The sequence below is a fragment of the Pseudomonas sp. Sample_24 genome (assembly GCF_004307605.1).
Classification (GTDB): Bacteria; Pseudomonadota; Gammaproteobacteria; order Pseudomonadales; family Pseudomonadaceae; genus Aquipseudomonas.
This window is the reverse complement of sequence record NZ_RCNW01000468.1, coordinates 41,199-57,399: the sequence shown is the minus strand read 5'-3', so window position 1 is coordinate 57,399 and position 16,201 is coordinate 41,199. Positions and strand designations below refer to the sequence as shown.

General features: G+C 59.6%; 14 protein-coding genes and 2 pseudogenes. 7 read left to right on the top strand and 9 right to left on the bottom strand.

From position 1 onward, the window contains the following. The 4 genes and pseudogenes from D8V06_RS26985 to D8V06_RS30960 all read right to left on the bottom strand — a co-directional run. The coding region (locus D8V06_RS26985; RefSeq protein WP_130932160.1) for a hypothetical protein at positions 1 to 329 on the bottom strand (329 nt) is incomplete at its 3' end. A gap of 113 nt (positions 330 to 442) precedes the next feature. Next, positions 443 to 1,009 (bottom strand): chorismate mutase, encoded by a 567-nt coding sequence (locus D8V06_RS26980; protein WP_056856817.1) that lies wholly within the window; start codon positions 1,007 to 1,009, stop codon positions 443 to 445. Between the two features lie 81 nt (positions 1,010 to 1,090). Continuing rightward, on the bottom strand, positions 1,091 to 1,390 hold the full coding sequence (locus D8V06_RS26975; RefSeq protein ID WP_130932159.1) for a hypothetical protein: 300 nt from the start codon (positions 1,388 to 1,390) through the stop codon (positions 1,091 to 1,093). A 54-nt stretch (positions 1,391 to 1,444) separates the two neighbouring features. Further along, a pseudogene (locus D8V06_RS30960) lies at positions 1,445 to 1,642 on the bottom strand (thioesterase); the annotation flags it as partial. A 1-nt stretch (position 1,643) separates the two neighbouring features. Here D8V06_RS30960 and D8V06_RS26965 point away from each other — a divergent pair. Continuing rightward, positions 1,644 to 1,790: pseudogene (locus tag D8V06_RS26965) on the top strand (GlxA family transcriptional regulator); the annotation flags it as partial. Positions 1,791 to 1,858: 68 nt separating this feature from the next. Here D8V06_RS26965 and D8V06_RS26960 read toward each other — a convergent pair. Further along, complete coding sequence (locus D8V06_RS26960) at positions 1,859 to 2,299, bottom strand: hypothetical protein (RefSeq protein WP_130905080.1); 441 nt, start codon at positions 2,297 to 2,299, stop codon at positions 1,859 to 1,861. Positions 2,300 to 2,535: 236 nt separating this feature from the next. Between D8V06_RS26960 and D8V06_RS26955 the strand changes: the two genes are divergently transcribed. After that, on the top strand, positions 2,536 to 4,209 hold the full coding sequence (locus D8V06_RS26955) for a tetratricopeptide repeat protein (protein WP_056856814.1): 1,674 nt from the start codon (positions 2,536 to 2,538) through the stop codon (positions 4,207 to 4,209). Between the two features lie 31 nt (positions 4,210 to 4,240). Here D8V06_RS26955 and D8V06_RS26950 read toward each other — a convergent pair whose 3' ends face one another. The 3 genes from D8V06_RS26950 to D8V06_RS26940 all read right to left on the bottom strand — a co-directional run bounded on the left by D8V06_RS26950 (position 4,241) and on the right by D8V06_RS26940 (position 7,010). Further along, a complete protein-coding gene (locus D8V06_RS26950; protein ID WP_130932158.1) occupies positions 4,241 to 4,933 on the bottom strand; it encodes an RES family NAD+ phosphorylase in 693 nt (230 codons plus the stop codon). Beyond that, a complete protein-coding gene (locus tag D8V06_RS26945; protein ID WP_130932157.1) occupies positions 4,927 to 5,331 on the bottom strand; it encodes an antitoxin Xre-like helix-turn-helix domain-containing protein in 405 nt (134 codons plus the stop codon). The genes D8V06_RS26950 and D8V06_RS26945 overlap by 7 nt, the downstream gene beginning before the upstream one ends. A gap of 92 nt (positions 5,332 to 5,423) precedes the next feature. After that, on the bottom strand, positions 5,424 to 7,010 hold the full coding sequence (locus tag D8V06_RS26940; RefSeq protein ID WP_130932156.1) for a winged helix-turn-helix domain-containing tetratricopeptide repeat protein: 1,587 nt from the start codon (positions 7,008 to 7,010) through the stop codon (positions 5,424 to 5,426). Positions 7,011 to 7,258: 248 nt separating this feature from the next. Between D8V06_RS26940 and D8V06_RS26935 the strand changes: the two genes are divergently transcribed. Together D8V06_RS26935 and D8V06_RS26930 are read left to right on the top strand one after the other, a co-directional pair. Further along, positions 7,259 to 8,011 carry an SDR family oxidoreductase gene (locus D8V06_RS26935; RefSeq protein WP_130932155.1) on the top strand — a complete coding sequence of 251 codons (753 nt, stop codon included), beginning with the start codon at positions 7,259 to 7,261 and terminating at the stop codon, positions 8,009 to 8,011. Positions 8,012 to 8,054: 43 nt separating this feature from the next. Beyond that, positions 8,055 to 8,474 (top strand): cupin domain-containing protein, encoded by a 420-nt coding sequence (locus D8V06_RS26930; protein ID WP_056856810.1) that lies wholly within the window; start codon positions 8,055 to 8,057, stop codon positions 8,472 to 8,474. A gap of 150 nt (positions 8,475 to 8,624) precedes the next feature. Here D8V06_RS26930 and D8V06_RS26925 read toward each other — a convergent pair whose 3' ends face one another. Further along, positions 8,625 to 9,017, bottom strand: a complete 393-nt coding sequence (locus D8V06_RS26925; protein ID WP_130905076.1) for a response regulator — start codon at positions 9,015 to 9,017, stop codon at positions 8,625 to 8,627. Between the two features lie 282 nt (positions 9,018 to 9,299). Between D8V06_RS26925 and D8V06_RS26920 the strand changes: the two genes are divergently transcribed. From D8V06_RS26920 to D8V06_RS26910, 3 genes are all read left to right on the top strand, one after another. Beyond that, positions 9,300 to 14,768: a trifunctional serine/threonine-protein kinase/ATP-binding protein/sensor histidine kinase gene (locus D8V06_RS26920; protein WP_130932154.1), complete on the top strand. Its 5,469-nt coding sequence runs from the start codon at positions 9,300 to 9,302 to the stop codon at positions 14,766 to 14,768. 215 nt (positions 14,769 to 14,983) lie between these two features. Further along, positions 14,984 to 15,448, top strand: a complete 465-nt coding sequence (locus tag D8V06_RS26915; RefSeq protein WP_241667870.1) for a lecithin retinol acyltransferase family protein — start codon at positions 14,984 to 14,986, stop codon at positions 15,446 to 15,448. A 108-nt stretch (positions 15,449 to 15,556) separates the two neighbouring features. Further along, on the top strand, positions 15,557 to 16,201 hold the full coding sequence (locus tag D8V06_RS26910) for a response regulator transcription factor (RefSeq protein ID WP_130932152.1): 645 nt from the start codon (positions 15,557 to 15,559) through the stop codon (positions 16,199 to 16,201).

Here is a 16,201-nt window from a genome sequence, read left to right as displayed (position 1 = left end):
CCATCGGCAGCGACGGTGTTGCCTTGCAGGCGGTCGGAGCCATCGGCAGCGACGGTGTTGCCTTGCAGGCGGTCGGAGCCATCGGCAGCGACGGTGTTGCCTTGCAGGCGATCCGAACCATCGGCGGCGACGCGGTTTTCGATCAGGCGATCGGAACCGCCTTCTGCGACACGATTCTGGATCAGACGATCCGAACCCCCTTCAGCCACACGATTTTCAATCAGTCGATCCGAGCCGCCTTCCGCGACTACAGGTTGAATAGAGGTCGCGGCAAATGCGTTGATTGCGAAAACCGAGAAAGCGATGCTGAGGATGGTTTGGCGTTTCATGATCGTGTGCTCCGGGGTGTTGTTGGTTGGTATGGAGCCAATGTTACGCCGTGCAGTTTTTAAGAGAACTTCATTGAATCAATGGTGACTATCGACGCAGTCAATGGATGCGGTCATTGATCCGTCACGCACAATTCACCGGTTGCGCGGATCAATGCCTGGCCATGCAGGGCATCCTTGATCAGGCTGGCGCGTTGTTCGGCCAGCCAGTTAGGGCATTCCGGGTCGACGCGATAGGGCATGAAATCGGCGTATTGCTGCAACAGGCGGACTTGCAGCATATCCAGTTTTGGCCGGATTTGACTCAGGTCGGGCCGTGGCACGTCGGGTGCCTTGCGGGCGGCTTGCCAGACAGCGAGCAGCCCATACTGCACCAGTTTGTTGGCTTCGATCTGCGCCGCAACCAATTCGGCCGCTTCGTCCGGGTCAAGTTTTTGCTGAACCGCCTGCTTGCGGGCGTTGGCAATGACTTGCGCTTCGCGGGCTGTATCCTGGATTGGCTTGCCACTGTCCCACTTGGTCAGCGCCACCTGATCGGCAATATTCAGGCGCTCATTGATGGTTGCCAGTAACGGTTGCAGGGCATCGGGGGCAGGGGAAGGGGCAGCGTGAGCAGCTGCGGCGACCAAGCCGAGCAGGGCGCCGCTCAGCAGTTGCGGCAAGCGTGGGCAGTGGAACATAAGCAAACCTCTTGGGCATGGGATGCGCATCAGGTCTTATGTATCACAGCACAGACGTTGGTACGAAGCTCAATGGTGTAATCAATCTGTTACAGCCGCAGCCAATAACTGCTCGATCTGCGCCAGTTCCCAGGTGCTGAGCAAGCTCACCGGATCGGTGCCGAAACGTTGCCCTCCATCGAAAATCCGCCCGTCCGCACTCTGGCAGCCGAGGCAGTGGCGCAGGCGACCAGCGTCGATATCAAGGCGCAAACGCCAGCCATCGATATCGACCTGCACCATGCCAGGCTCAGATTGTTCATCAAGACGCTGGAGCGAGCGCAGGCCCAGGGCGGCGTCGCGCAATTGCTGGTAAACCTCGCGGGCAGTCAAGGAGGGCACAGGTGTCTCCGGGCAGTGGATGGAGCGACAGGATAAAGTGCACCCCCGCGACTGTCATTCTACGGCCTGTGCCTGTCGAGCCCGCGGCGCCTCTTCGTCCCGCAGATGAAGGCTCATGTCGTCGCAACTTTGTGACCACTCCGTCAGCCACGAAGGCATTTGCATCGACAGTTCCGACAACCCCAGTTCGCGGACAAATTCGCCGGGTGGCACCGTACCTTTCACTGAACGGAACCGGCCGCGCATCACCACCCAGTTGCTGGAATCCACCCGCATGATCCTGGACAGCATCACCTACGCCGTGGGCTACGAAGATGGAAACTCGTTCCGCAGGCTCTTGCGCCAGCGCGTGGGCTTGTTGCCGGCGGCGTACCGCAAGATGTGCCAATCGGTCGCATGATGCCGCACACGAAAAAGCCCGGCTGATCAGGCCGGGCTTTTTGCTGGGTACCGCGATGTTGCGATTGATTATGCAACGGTGTTGCCTTGCAGGCGGTCGGAGCCATCGGCGGCTACTTCGTTACCTTTCAGACGGTCGGAACCATCGGCAGCGACGGTGTTGCCTTGCAGACGATCCGAGCCATCGGCGGCTACTTCGTTACCTTTCAGGCGGTCGGAACCATCGGCAGCGACGGTGTTGCCTTGCAGACGATCCGAGCCATCGGCGGCTACTTCGTTACCTTTCAAACGATCCGAACCATCGGCAGCGACGCGGTTTTCGATCAGGCGATCAGAGCCGCCTTCAGCGACACGATTCTGGATCAAACGATCCGAACCCCCTTCAGCCACACGGCTTTCGATCAGTCGATCCGAGCCGCCTTCAGCGACGACGGGTTGAACAGAAGTCGCGGCAAATGCGTTAACTGCGAAAACCGAGAAAGCGATGCTGAGGATGGTTTGGCGTTTCATGATCGTGTGCTCCGGGGTGTTGTTGGTTGGTATGGAGCTGATGTTACGCCGCGCAGTTTTTAAGAGAACTTCATTGAAGTGATGGTGGACATCGACGACATTGATAGAGCGAACGAGCTACCTCCCGTGGGCGTGATGATGCGGCCTGACCTGTCGTCGGCTGCACTGCCTGGGCACAAGCGTGGGGGTATCCTGTTTCTTCGCGGGTTTCACGCTCTGATCGGGAGGGTAAACCGATGCATGACTACTACGATTTGGGCACCTACAGCCGCCCGGTGACAACGAGTTCGCCACAAGCCCAGCTCTGGTTCGACCGCGGCCTGATGTGGTGCTACGGCTACAACCACGACGAGGCCATCCGCTGCTTTCACAAAGCCCTCGAACATGACCGCGAATGTGCGATGGCTTACTGGGGGATCGCCTATGCCAGCGGCCCCAACTACAACAAGCGTTGGGATGCTTTCATCGAGCAGGAACTCAAGGAGGCCGTGGCCCAGGCCCGGTTGGCGACGCAAATTGCATTGGTGCACCTGGACGGCGCAACGGCGGTGGAACAGGCGCTGATTCGCGCACTGCAGCAACGCTATCAGTCCGAGCAGGCCACGACCCTCGACGAACTCCTCACCTGGAACGATGCTTACGCCGCCGCCATGCGTGAGGTCTACCAAGCCTTTCCCGACGATCCGGATGTCACGGCACTGTTCGCTGAAGCGTTGATCGACCGCACGCCCTGGCAACTCTGGGACCTGAAAACCGGCACCCCGGCCCCCGGCGCCGACACGCTGGAAACTGTGGCCGTGCTGGAGCAGGCGCTGCAGCGCATGACTCCGAAGGGTGAGACACCGCACCCCGGCGTGCTGCATATGTATGTGCATACCATGGAAATGTCGCCGTACCCGGAACGGGCACTGCGCGCCGGCGACATGCTGCGGGACCTGGTGCCGGACGCCGGTCATTTGCGCCACATGCCGTCGCACATCGACGTGCTGTGCGGCGATTACCGTGGCGCGATGATCACCAACAGCCGCGCGATCGAGGTCGACAGCCAATACCTGGCGCAAGAAGGCCCGCTCAATTTCTACACCCTGTACCGATGCCACAACTACCACTTCAAACTCTATGCAGCGATGTTTCTCGGCCAGTATCAACCGGCGCTGGACGCTGCCGAACAGATGAGCGCGACGATCAAGGAAGAACTGCTGCGCGTTGAGCAACCGCCCATGGCCGACTGGCTGGAAGGCTTCGTTTCGATGAAGCTGCACGTGCAGATCCGCTTCGGCAAATGGCAGGACATTCTCGCAACGCCGTTACCCCACGATCCGGCGTTGTACTGCGTGACCACCGCCATGCTGCATTACGCCAAAGGCGTGGCGCACGCGGCGTGCGGGCAGGTCGCTGCCGCTGAAGCCGAACAGCAGCACTTCCTCGAAGCCTGGGCACGGGTGCCGGACACTCGCTACCTGTTCAACAACACCTGCAACGACATCCTGGCCGTGGCCGGGGGCATGTTGCGCGGGGAAATCGAGTACCGCAAAGGTCATGTGGACGAGGCCTTCGCCCACCTGCGCGAGGCACAAGCGCTGGACGATCACTTGCCGTACGACGAGCCTTGGGGCTGGATGCAACCGGTACGCCACGCGCTTGGCGCCCTGTTGCTTGAGCAGGGCAGGGTAGAAGAAGCCTTGCAGGCCTATCGCGCCGATCTGGGACTGGATAACACACTCAGCCGGGCATCCTGGCATCTGGACAACGTCTGGAGCCTGCATGGTTATGTCGAATGCCTGACGCGCCTGGGGCGCGAGGCAGAAGCGGCGGCTGCAAAGATCCGCCTCGATCTGGCCATGGCCCGTGCCGATGTGGAGATATCGGCATCGTGTTTCTGCCGGGTCGGCCAGCGTTGTTGCCATTGAGCTGCCCGATCGGCAGGCAAGAAACGCCGCCTCAAGCCTCGCTGATCTGGCTGACGCTGGTGATCTGGCCGTTCCAGACCATCTCGTAATGGGCGCTCTGGATGATCGACGACACAGGTTTGGGCGTCATCAATGCCCAGCACAAGCTGCCCGGCAGACGCACCGAGTGATAGCGCAGCCCGGGGCAGCGAGCCATCCTGATTTCCCGGCCCAGCACTCGTGACTGGCTGTAGTCGTCCGGCGCATAGATCGGGTCATGGGTCGGCAGGGTGGCCGCGTCCTTCATTCCCGCATCACCAAAAGTGCAGGTCAGCCCGCGAAACACAAAGCGTTCATAGTTCAGGCTTGGCACTTTCGACCAGTACAGGCTCTGGTGATACCGCACCTCGGCCAGCGCGGTTTCCATCGAGTCGGCAAGGTACAACACCCCAAAGCTGCCATCACTGAACCGCGAACCGGCCGGATTGACGTGAGTAAACGGCGCCGTCGCATAGGAACACCCGGGGATGCCGAACGGAATTTCACTTCGTGGAATCAGCTCCAGTTGACCCACTTCATTCTTCAGTCGGGGATTGACCAGCGCCTGAATCTCGAACAGCACGTCGAACTCGTCCGCGTCAGCCACGTCTTCGAACAAGGCAATCGGCGGAAACTTCGAGTTGACCAGCCGATACGCCTGCAACGGCTTGCCGGCAAACACCGGCAGCTCAGCCACCTTCACCACTGCGCGCCACGCAGCACATCAATGCGCCGGAAGGTTTCGTACAACGAAATCATGTCGCCCTGGGCCATGATCTCCAGCGGGCTGCGGCCATTGAAAAACTCGTTGTCATTGGCCATCGACGGGAAACCGTAGACGTTCTCGGGGTTATCGAACACCAGGCGCAGGGTGGCGTGAATGTTCAGCACAAAACTGATGCGCTGCATCTGGTCTGCATCCAGCGCCACTGACCAGTCAGGGTCACGCTGCCGTGCGCGGGTGTAGGTGCTGCGGGAAATGCGCAGAATGTGACACGCCTGCTCGCTGCCGGCCTGCCATTTTTCCAAAATGCTCACGGCGGCACGCAGCCCGGTGACGCACTGGTTTTTGCTGAACGATTGCGCTTGCGCGGCGACGGCCATGTTCGTTACCTGTTTGAGTCCATAGACACAAAATTAGGTATTATGAATCTATAGATCAAGTGGCATGCGACCAGTGGCCTAAGGGCTGTCTGTCACTCCGGCATGCCCGCCAACCGCAATCCATCGGCGAACAGCGCGAGATCCACAGGCCGCTGGATCGGCAGCCAGTCCTGGAGGTTGCACAGGCGCAACGTTGGGTCCTGCTCACGCAGGCGTTGCATCGCCAGTGTCGCCTTATCTATTCGGTCGCCGAAGGCATGGCTGGCCGCCAGCAACGCCGCGGCGGGAAGCAGGCTGGGCAGGTTGCCCAGTGCCTTTTCCGCCCAGTGGGCGGCGGCATCGAATTGACCGGCGAAGAAATTCGCGAGCGCCATCCCGACTTGCATTCTGAACATTTCCGGATCCAGCGGACTCAAGCGCACGGCATGGCTCAAATCCTTGATGGCCATGTCTGTTTCACCGTGCAATGCGCGCAGGATGCCGCCCAGGTACCAGGCGGGTGCCAGATTGGGATTGAGCAGCCTGGCCCTGTCCAGCAGGGCGATGCCGCCGTCCACTTCACCCGCGAGATGGGCCAGTGCATGGCCGCCACGGGTCAATGCAACCGCATCATCGCGGCCCAAAGCCACCGCCAGGCGCGCCAGGCGAATGCCCTCGGCGATCTCGCCAGGTCGATCGGCCATCCAGCCATTGAGCTTGCGCCAGAAGTGGCACCAGGCGGCCATGCCATAGGCCGAGGAAAATTCCGGGTCGAGCTCGATCGCTGTGTAGAACATCGGCAACGCCTGCTCGATGGCTTCGCGGCTGCCGCTGTGCAGATTGGCCATGGCGCGCAAATAGTAATCGTAGGCGCCCAGGCTTTCCGTCGGCTTGCGTTTGGCGCGCTCGATTTCTGCCTGTTCCAGTTGCGGCGCGATGGCGCCGACCACGCTTTCGGTGATGCGATCCTGCAACTCGAAGATGTCGTCGAGCAAACCTTCGAAGCGCTCCGCCCAGATATGCGTCCCGCTTGTCGCGTCGATCAGCTGTCCGGTGATGCGCACCTTGTTTGCGCATTTGCGCACGCTGCCTTCAAGCACATAACGCACTCCCAATTCCTGGCCTACACCCTGAGCGTCCACTGACCGGCCCTTGTAGGTGAAGCTGGAGTTGCGCGCGATGACGAACAGCCAGCGGATACGCGACAGCGCGGCGATGATGTCTTCCACGACGCCGTCAGCGAAGTATTCCTGCTCCGGATCGCCGCTCAGGTTATGGAAAGGCAGGACCGTAATCGAGGGTTTGTCCGGCAGGGCGAGAACAGCAGGGGATGCTTGCCTGGGGGGCACGGGCTGTCGATCAAGGTCGGCTGGTGGCGCTTGTCCGCTGTCGTCGACCCTGACCTGTCCGACGAAACGGTAACCCTTGCGGGCAATCGTGCGCACCAGACGCTGTTCTTCGCCGGTATCGCCGATAGCCTTGCGCACCGCGTTGATGTGGCTGGTGATCGTCGACTCCGAAACGATCCGCCCGCTCCACACCCCTTCGAGCAACTCGTCCTTGCTGACCACGCGATCGGGGTTGCTGACGAACAGCAGCAATAGATCGAAGACCTGCGGGCCGACAGCGACGGCCTGCCCGCGCAAAGTCAGTTCCCGGCGATCCTGATTGAGCACGAAATCATCAAATGCGAACTGCAACGTGAGCTTCCCCTGGCGCAGCGCCTTCGACTCCGTGTCCCAGGCGATTGTCGATTGAACGTTAATGATACGGCAGCTCAAAAGCCGCTGCACCGTCTGCGATCCGGGCGGTTGGACAGCTGCTTTGGACATAAATCCAAGGATTCGCCAAGACAAAGCCAAGGCCGGCGCAAGGACTCGGTCCGGATGCCCAGGCATTCTTGTTCCACACCGACGCAACGGTTGCAGTCGACAAATGGAGAAAACCCATGAAGATCGTCGTCATCGGAGGCTCCGGCCTCATCGGATCGAAACTTGTGAACATCCTTCAGGAACGCGGGCATGACGTGCTCGCCGCCAGCCCGAGCACAGGCGTGAACAGCATCACCCGCGAAGGCCTGGCCGAAGCGATGGATGGTGCTGATGTCGTGGTGGACGTGGCGAACGCGCCGTCGTGGGAAGATCAGGCCGTTCTCGATTTCTTCGAAACCTCGAGCCGCAACCTACTGGCCGCCGAAGCGGCTGCCGGGGTTCGCCATCATGTCGCGTTGTCGATTGTCGGCACTGATCGGTTGCCCGATAACGGTTACTTCCGGGCCAAGGTCGCGCAAGAAAAACTGATCAAGGCGTCCGGCATTCCTTACACGCTGCTGCGGGCCACGCAGTTCTTCGAGTTCGTCGGCGGCATTGCCCAGTCGTTCGCCGTCGGTGACGCGATTTACGCATCGCCGGCGCTGATTCAGCCAATAGCGTCCGACGACGTTGTGGCGGCGCTGGCCGACGTGGTGCTGGCGGCACCGGTCAATGGCACGGTCGAAGTCGCAGGTCCCGAAGCCTTGCCGATCGACGAACTGGTCAGGCGCTTCCTGCGGGCCACCCAGGACAACCGCAAGGTCGTTGCGGACGTGAACGCACGTTACTTCGGCTCCGTGCTCGACGACCAATCGCTGACCGCCGGCAAGAACGCACGCCTGGGCGCCATCCGCTTCGAAGACTGGCTCGCTCAGTCCTCGACCCGATAACCCTGCGCATCATCACTTTCGCTTCCACGAAGGAGCAATCACCATGGTTACTCGTCTGCTGTTAGCCGCTGTCTTTGCAACGCTGTCGATCGGTGCAGCGTCGGTTTCGGCTGCTGAGCCACCCCCCGGCAAGGTGACCGTCGTGTTCGACCGTCCCATTCCCAACATCCCCGGCAAGAGCATGAAAGGTGTGATGGTCGAGTATGGGCCAGGCGCCGCATCGCCAGCACACACCCATCCGAAAACCGCATTCATCTATGCCACGGTCCTCGAGGGCTCGTTCCGCATCAAGATCAAAGGCGAGCCTGAAAAGATCTACCGTGTCGGCGAAAATTTCGTAGAAGAGCCGGGTTCCGTGCACGAAGTCAGCGCCAACGCCAGTGACACCGAACCTGCGCGCCTGTTGGCGGTGTTCGTCGTCGACAGTGGGGATATGCCTCTGGTGACGCCGATCAAAAAGTGATCCGGACTCATCGATACGCGACGGCCGGGTGGCAGGTCACTGCCGCCCTGTGGCCGCTGATGACGTGGTCATGAATTCAATCCGTTTTGCACAAGTGGGTACGGGCAAAAACTCTTCGAGACGGCATTCGAATGGCATCAATGCGGGTTTTCAGTGACGCTGGAGGAGGGCGGCTTCGATGCAGTTGAGCAACCTGTCGGCGTCGCAGGGTTTGGGCAGGCAGGCAATCAGCTCTGGAGAATGGGAGCCCAGGGGCGGAGCCGCTCCTGGGTAGGCAGTGATTAAAATTGTAGGGATGTGGTAACCCGTCGCGATGAGACGCTCAAGCATCTCCACGCCGCTCATCCCCGGCATCTGGATGTCGGAAACCAGGCAATCTGTTTCAGTGGTGGCGTTGGCGTCGAGGAACTCCACGGCGCTGCAATAGGTTCGGGTTTTGTAGCCACTGGATCGCACCAGGCTTTCCAGGGCACCGCGGACGGAATCGTCATCATCGACGATGGCAATGGTGGTTGCAGTGCGCATCGGGGTGTTTTGCGTCATGTGGTCTGGCTCGTGAATGCGCCTGTCGTTACTACACGATACGCGGTACTGAAAGGGGGAAAAGTATATCTATGTATAGGTCGCTAAGATCTAAGTGTTGATGTACCACCGACCATTCAATGACATCGTGGGCGGTGTTCAATTGCTCATATGGCGAGCATGCGTACTTGGCGCGTGCCAATAAACAGCTAATCTGAAGCGGCGCGACGCTTCCGGATGGCTGATCCGACGGCAAATGCCAGGCAAAACACGACTTTTGTTCCCTCTGCGATGGATAACAACATGCAAATTCTTTGGGACGATGGTGAGCGTATCTTCTGTCGGGAATTACGCTCCAGTGCTGGCGGTGAAAGCCACGTTCTGGTGGCGCGTCCCGCTGCCGAACAGCCGCTGCCGGCCTGTCTTGGCCGTCTCGCCCATGAATTTGCATTAAAGGATGAGCTGGAAGGCAGTTGGGCGGTACGGCCGCTTGAAATGCTGCGTGAAGCCGGGCAGATGCAACTGGTGCTCGAAGACCCCGGTGGCGAGCCGCTGGTTCGGTTGCTGGAGGCGCCCATGGACATCACCAGCTTTTTGTATCACGCCATTGGCATTGCAGTGGTCCTGGGCAAGCTTCATCAGCGTGGACTTGTGCATAAAGACATCAAGCCCAGTCATATCCTGGTGAACTGTGCCGACGGGCAGGCCCGGCTCACCGGATTCGGTCTTGCTTCACGGCTGCCCCGCGAGCGGCACGCGCCGGAGACCATCGCTGGTACGCTTGCCTACATGGCGCCTGAGCAGACCGGCCGGATGAATCGCTCGATCGATTCGCGCAGCGACCTCTATTCCTTCGGCGTCACCCTGTACCAGATGCTGACCGGCTCGCTGCCGTTCACCGCCACCGACCCGATCGAGTGGGTGCATTGCCACATCGCGAAGAAACCGCTGCCACCGAGCTCGCGCGTTGAAAGCGTTCCCGAAGCACTGTCCGACCTCGTCATGAAACTGCTCGCCAAAACCGCCGAGGATCGCTATCAGACGGCGGCGGGCGTTGAGCATGACCTGCGCAGATGCCTGGCCGACTGGCAGCAACAGCGCCAGATCAATGCATTTACCCTGAGCGAACACGGCACCTGCGACCGCTTGCTGATTCCCGAGAAACTGTACGGGCGCGAACAGGAGGTTGACAAGCTGGTTGCCGCGTTCGGTCGAATCGTTGAAAACGGTGCGCCGGAGCTGGTGCTGGTCACCGGCTATTCCGGTATCGGCAAGTCGTCGGTGGTCAACGAATTGCACAAAGTGCTGGTACCACCGCGCGGGATCTTCGCCTCCGGCAAGTTCGATCAGTACCGGCGCGACGTCCCCTATTCGACGCTGGTGCAGGCGTTTCAAAGCCTGGTGCGCTCGCTGCTGGGCAAGAACGATACGGAGTTGGCGAACTGGCGTGAGGCGTTGCAACAGGCGCTGGATGCCAATGCGCGGCTCATGACCGACCTCATCCCGGAACTCAAGCTGATCATCGGCGAGCCGCCACTGGTCCCGGCCCTGGACCCGCAACAGGCGCAGCGGCGTTTCCTTCTGGTGTTCCGGCGCTTTATCGGCGTTTTTGCCCGGGCCGAACACCCGCTCGCCCTGTTTCTCGACGATTTGCAGTGGCTCGATGCGGCGACACTCGATCTGCTGGAAGACCTGCTGACCAGTCCGGATGTGCGCCACCTGATGCTGGTAGGCGCCTATCGCAGCAACGAAGTGGATGGCACGCACCCGCTGTCGAGCAAACTCAGGGCCATTCGCAATGCGGGCGGTCGGGTCGATGAAATCACCCTGGCGCCCTTGGCCAAGTCGCACATCGAACAGTTGATCGCCGAGGCGCTGCATGCCGAGGTGGCGCGTATCGAGCCTCTGGCGCAGTTGGTATTGGACAAAACCGCCGGCAATCCCTTCTTCGTGATCCAGTTTTTGCAAGCGCTCGCCGAGGAGCAACTGCTGACGTTCGATCATGAGGCGCGGCGCTGGTGCTGGGATCCGGATCGTATCCATGCCAAGGGTTATACCGAGAACATCGTCGACCTTATGGTCGATAAACTGTCCCGCTTGAAGGCCGAGACACAGCAGGCGTTGCAGCAACTTGCCTGTCTGGGGCACGTTGCCGGCATCACCGCGCTTTCGACTGCCATGGGCGTACCCAAGGCGCAGGTTCGTAGCGTGTTGTGGGAGGCGATTCGCCAGGAGCTGGTCGAACGGCTGGACGATGCCTATGGTTTTGTCCATGACCGCATCCATGAAGCCGCTTATTCACTGATCCCCAAGGACTCACGCGCCCAGGCCCACCTGAGAATCGGCCGGCTGCTGGCGTCGCAGACGCCTGCAGAGGATCTGGAAGCGTCAATCTTTGAAATCGTCGGCCAGCTTAATCTCGGCGCGTCGCTGCTCACTGAGCGGGGCGAGCGGGAGCAATTGGCCGAGTTCAACCTGATTGCCGGCCAGCGTGCCAAGGCTTCGACTGCATACGCTTCCGCGCTTAATTATCTGAGCATGGGTGTGCAATTATCGGGTGAAGACTGCTGGGGGCGCCGGCATGGGCTGATCTTTGCACTGGAGTTGAACAGGGCCGAATGCGAACTCCTGACCGGTCAACTCGCTATCGCGAACGAACGTCTGACGGCGCTTTCGGCGCGCGCCATAACGGTGACAGAGCGAGCCAGCGTTGCTTGTCTGCAAATGGACGTCTACCTGCTTCTGGACCGCAGCGATGCTGCGGTCGCTGTCTGTCTCGCTTACCTGCAGCATGTGGGTATCAAGTGGTCGGCACATCCGAGTGACGATGAAGTGCGGCGTGAGTATGACCACATCGGGTCGTTGCTGGGGGATCGGGCAATCGAGGAACTTATCGATCTGCCGTTGATGACTGATCCGACGTCCCTTGTGACAGTCAATGCACTGGGCAAACTCTTCGCGCCTGCCTTACAGACCGATGCGAACCTGACGGACCTGCTGATTTGCAAGGCGGTCAGCCTGAGCCTCGAGTGGGGTAACTGCGATGCGTCGTGTGTGCTCTACGCCAACGTGTTCAGGGTCGCCGGTCGGCGGTTCGGCGACTACCAGATAGGCTTTCGATTCGGTCAGTTGGGTTGCGACCTGGTTGAACAGCGCGGCCTGACTCGATTCGAGGCCAGTACCTATCTGTGCTTCTCGTGTTTCGCTGTGCGCTGGATGAAACCCGTAAAGCAATGCCGCGACCTGCTGCGCCGTTCGTTTGTGGCGGCGAACCGTATCGGTGATCTGCCCTATGGCGCCTATGCCGGCAACAATCTCACTGCCGACTTGCTCTTCGCCGGCGAGCCGTTGTCCGAGGTGCAAGGTGAGTCTGAACAGGGGCTGGCTTACGCCAGGAAGGTGCGCTTCGGTTTGGTGGTTGATTTTATCGTCACACAATTGAAGCTGATCCGGATGTTGAGAGGCCTGACGCCTACCTTCGGTCGTCTTGATGAAGGCGAGTTGAATGAGCAAGGCACCGAAGCCCACTTGTCCAGTAGCCCGGATCTGGTATTGGCTGAGTGCTTGTACTGGGTCCGCAAATTGCAGGCTCGCTACCTCGCCGATGAACCTGAAGCGGCCATGAAAGCCGCCGCCAAGGCGCAGCGGTTACTCTGGGTTTGTCAGGCGTTCTTCGAGGAAGCCGAGTTTTATTTCTATGATGCACTGGCCCGTGCAGCCTGCTGCGATGGCACCCCGGTGAGCGAGCAAGCGGAACATCTGCTCGCCATGGCGGCTGACTGTCGGCAACTGCAGACCTGGGCGGAACAGTGCCCGGAAAACTTTGCCAGCAGGGCAACTTTGGTCGGTGCTGAAATTGCCCGAATCGAGGGGCGTGTGGTTGATGCCGAATTGTTGTACGAGCAAGCGATTCACCAGGCACAGGAGACCGGCTTTGTCCATATAGAGGCGCTTGCCAGCGAACTTGCATCACGCTTCTACGCCAAGCGCGGTCTGGTCAGGATTGCCCATGCCTATCTGCAGGACGCCCGCTACGGCTATTTACGTTGGGGCGCCGATGGCAAGGTGCGGCAGCTGGACGCAAAGTATCCCTCGCTGAGATCCGAAGAACACAGGCTCGGCCCGACCACCACCATGGCCGCGGCGGTCGAACACCTGGACCTTGCCACGGTACTCAAGGTGTCCCAGGCCCTGTCGGGTGAAATCATGCTGGAAAAACTCATCGATACGGTCATGTTCACCGCCATCGAACAGGCCGGTGCCGAACGGGGGTTGTTGATCCTGACGGAAGGGGCAGAGCTGCGCATAGCAGCACAAGTCACCAGCGACAATACAACGCAATTGAGCGATTCACCGGTCAGCGCGCAGTTGTTGCCGGAGTCTGTTCTCTATCATGTGTTGCGCACCCGCGAGAGTGTTGTGCTCGACGATGCCGCGGCCGAGGCGATGTTTGCTACCGACCCCTACATTCGTCAGCAGTGCGCACGGTCGATTCTCTGCCTGCCCCTGATGATCCAGGCCAAGTTGGTGGGGGCGCTCTACCTCGAAAACAATCTGACCGCCAGGGTGTTCAGCCCCGACCGGATCGCCGTGCTCAAACTGGTGGCGTCGCAGGCGGCGATCTCGCTGGAAAATGCTCGTTTGTACCGCGAGGTCGCAGAGCGCGAGGCAAAAATCCGGCGTCTGGTGGACGCCAACATCATTGGCATTGTCGTATGGAACGCCGAAGGTGACATCGTCGAGGCCAATGATGCGTTCCTGCGCATGCTGGGCTTCACTCGCGAGGATCTTGTCTCGGGCCGCATGAGCTGGCGTGAGATGACGGTGCCGGAGTATCGCGAAGCCAGCGAGCGCTCCATGCTGGAGGCGGTACAAACCGGCCACGCCCAACCCTTCGAAAAGGAATACTTCAAAAAGGATGGCAGTCGACTGCCAGTCATTGTGGGGCTGGCCATGTTTGAAGCGGACAGCAAGGAAGGCGTGGCTTTCGTGCTGGACCTGAGCGAACGCAAGCAGGCGGAAGAAAAAATCCGCGAAAGCGAACGACGCTATCGTGAGGTGCAGACCGAGTTGTCCCACGCCAACCGCGTCGCGACCATGGGCCAGCTCGTGGCGTCGATCGCGCACGAAGTCAACCAGCCGATTGCTGCCGCCATCCTCAACGCCAATGCCGCGCAGCGCTGGTTGAATATCCAGCCACCCGAACTCGACGAAGTCCGTCATGTGCTCAGCCGCCTGATCGAGGATGCCAACCGGGCTGCGGATGTGCTGGGGCGGATCCGCGGGCACATCCGCAAGGCGCCGCCGCAGAAAGGGCCGGTGGACATCAACGCGGCCATTGGCGAAATGATCGGCTTTACCCGTAGCCAGATCATGAAAAGTGGCACTGTATTGCAGACCCAGCTCACCGATGGACTGCCACTGGTTGAAGGCGATCGTGTCGAGCTGCAACAAGTGCTGCTGAACCTGATCATGAATGCCCTGGAAGCCATGAGCAGTACCAAGGAAGGCGAGCGGCAATTGCAGATCAGCGTGGTGCCGGGCGATGCCGGCTATTTGCGGGTCAGCGTCAGTGATTCAGGCCCGGGATTTCCCGTGGACAACACCGACCAGGTATTCACCTCGTTCTACACCACCAAGCCGACTGGCCTGGGGTTGGGTTTGTCGATCTGTCGCTCGATCATCGAAGCCCATGGCGGGCGTTTATGGGCAGGTGCCAACCAGCCTGGCGGGGCCACTGTCCAGTTCACGCTGCCGGTGCTGCAGGGCTGACTTAATACTTAAGTTTAAGTGGGGCATATTAATGGTTCGAACGAACTAATCGCAGGTACAAATGAAGCTCCGCAACCTCGGCGATATATTGAGCCTCAAGGGTTGCGGAGAACTTTATCGTGAAAAGCTCAATAGCCAATGTCATCGAAAAGTGTTCATTTGTGCGTGCAAAAGCATTGCAAGCAGTGGCGCTGATAACCGCCGTTTTCAACCGGGTGTCAGATGCTCGCCTGTTACAGAACTACCTGTGCGCCGAACCGCTGATAAACATCGAACGATCACTGAGCCAAGTGCCAGTGGGCTCGCATCTGATCAGTCCGCGCCGGTTTTACGTCCATCATGGGATCTACCTTGGAGGCGGCTGTGTTGCCCATTACGCCGGGTACAGCAGTTCAATCAAACCGGGGCCGATCGAGGTGACTGATCTGGACAGTTTCGCCAGCGGCAAACCCGTCTGGGTACTGCGGGAACATTGTGAATATTCCAGCGATGAAATCGTCAGTCGCGCGCGCTCGAGAGTCGGTGAACGCCATTACCGGATTTTCTCCAATAACTGCGAACACTTTTGCAGTTGGTGCACTCGCGGGAAAAGTTACAGTACCCAGGTCGACGCGCTACTGCGTTCGCCACGGGGTTTTTTCTCGTTGATTTCAGCGTTGCAGCCGCGTTTTATTGCATAGCTTCAAGTGCCTGGCTGTGCTGCTGGCACTTGGCAGGAAAGGCATCCCAGACACCCAATCAGGCTGTGCTACACTTTTTTTTCCTCAATTTTCCGAAGAGTTCCATGCATGAGCGCACCCTCCAGTGAGCCGCAAAGCAATGGTTCTATTGTGTACGTGGTCGATGACGACGCCTCCATTCGCGATGCATTGAGCAATCTATTGCGCTCTGCCGGCATCCGTGTCGAAACCTTCGCTTCAACCACGGAATTTCTCCTTCATCCAAAGACCGCTAGCGCCAGTTGCCTGGTCCTCGATGTGCGCCTGCAAGGCAATAGTGGCCTGGATTTCCAGCGTCAACTGGTTGAGTCAAACACCGCGATCCCGATTATTTTCATCACGGGCCATGGCGATATCGAGATGTCGGTCAAGGCGATGAAAGCTGGGGCCGTGGATTTTCTGGCGAAACCGTTTCGTGAACAGGACCTGCTCGACGCGGTATCGTCTGCGCTGCAAACCGATATCAAGCGCCGGGAACTCGAACGGCAATCTTCGAACCTGCATGCCGACTACCAGTCACTGACGGTCCGGGAAAAAGAAGTCATGGCCCTTGCCGTAAGAGGCCTGATGAACAAGCAGATCGCTGGTGAGATGAATCTGAGCGAAATCACCATCAAGATTCACCGCTCCCATGCCATGAAAAAGATGCACGCGCGGTCCTTTGCCGACCTGGTTCGCATGGCGGAAGCGTTGGGGGTAGGGCATAGTTGTTGA

What these genes read in the sequence shown, in the direction of transcription:
- D8V06_RS26980 (WP_056856817.1), bottom strand. Translation starts at nt 1,009, where the DNA reads ATGTTCCACTGCCCACGCTTGCCGCAACTGCTGAGCGGCGCCCTGCTC.
- D8V06_RS26960 (WP_130905080.1), bottom strand. Translation starts at nt 2,299, where the DNA reads ATGAAACGCCAAACCATCCTCAGCATCGCTTTCTCGGTTTTCGCAGTT.
- D8V06_RS26955 (WP_056856814.1), top strand. Translation starts at nt 2,536, where the DNA reads ATGCATGACTACTACGATTTGGGCACCTACAGCCGCCCGGTGACAACG.
- D8V06_RS26945 (WP_130932157.1), bottom strand. Translation starts at nt 5,331, where the DNA reads ATGGCCGTCGCCGCGCAAGCGCAATCGTTCAGCAAAAACCAGTGCGTC.
- D8V06_RS26935 (WP_130932155.1), top strand. Translation starts at nt 7,259, where the DNA reads ATGAAGATCGTCGTCATCGGAGGCTCCGGCCTCATCGGATCGAAACTT.
- D8V06_RS26930 (WP_056856810.1), top strand. Translation starts at nt 8,055, where the DNA reads ATGGTTACTCGTCTGCTGTTAGCCGCTGTCTTTGCAACGCTGTCGATC.
- D8V06_RS26925 (WP_130905076.1), bottom strand. Translation starts at nt 9,017, where the DNA reads ATGACGCAAAACACCCCGATGCGCACTGCAACCACCATTGCCATCGTC.
- D8V06_RS26920 (WP_130932154.1), top strand. Translation starts at nt 9,300, where the DNA reads ATGCAAATTCTTTGGGACGATGGTGAGCGTATCTTCTGTCGGGAATTA.
- D8V06_RS26910 (WP_130932152.1), top strand. Translation starts at nt 15,557, where the DNA reads ATGAGCGCACCCTCCAGTGAGCCGCAAAGCAATGGTTCTATTGTGTAC.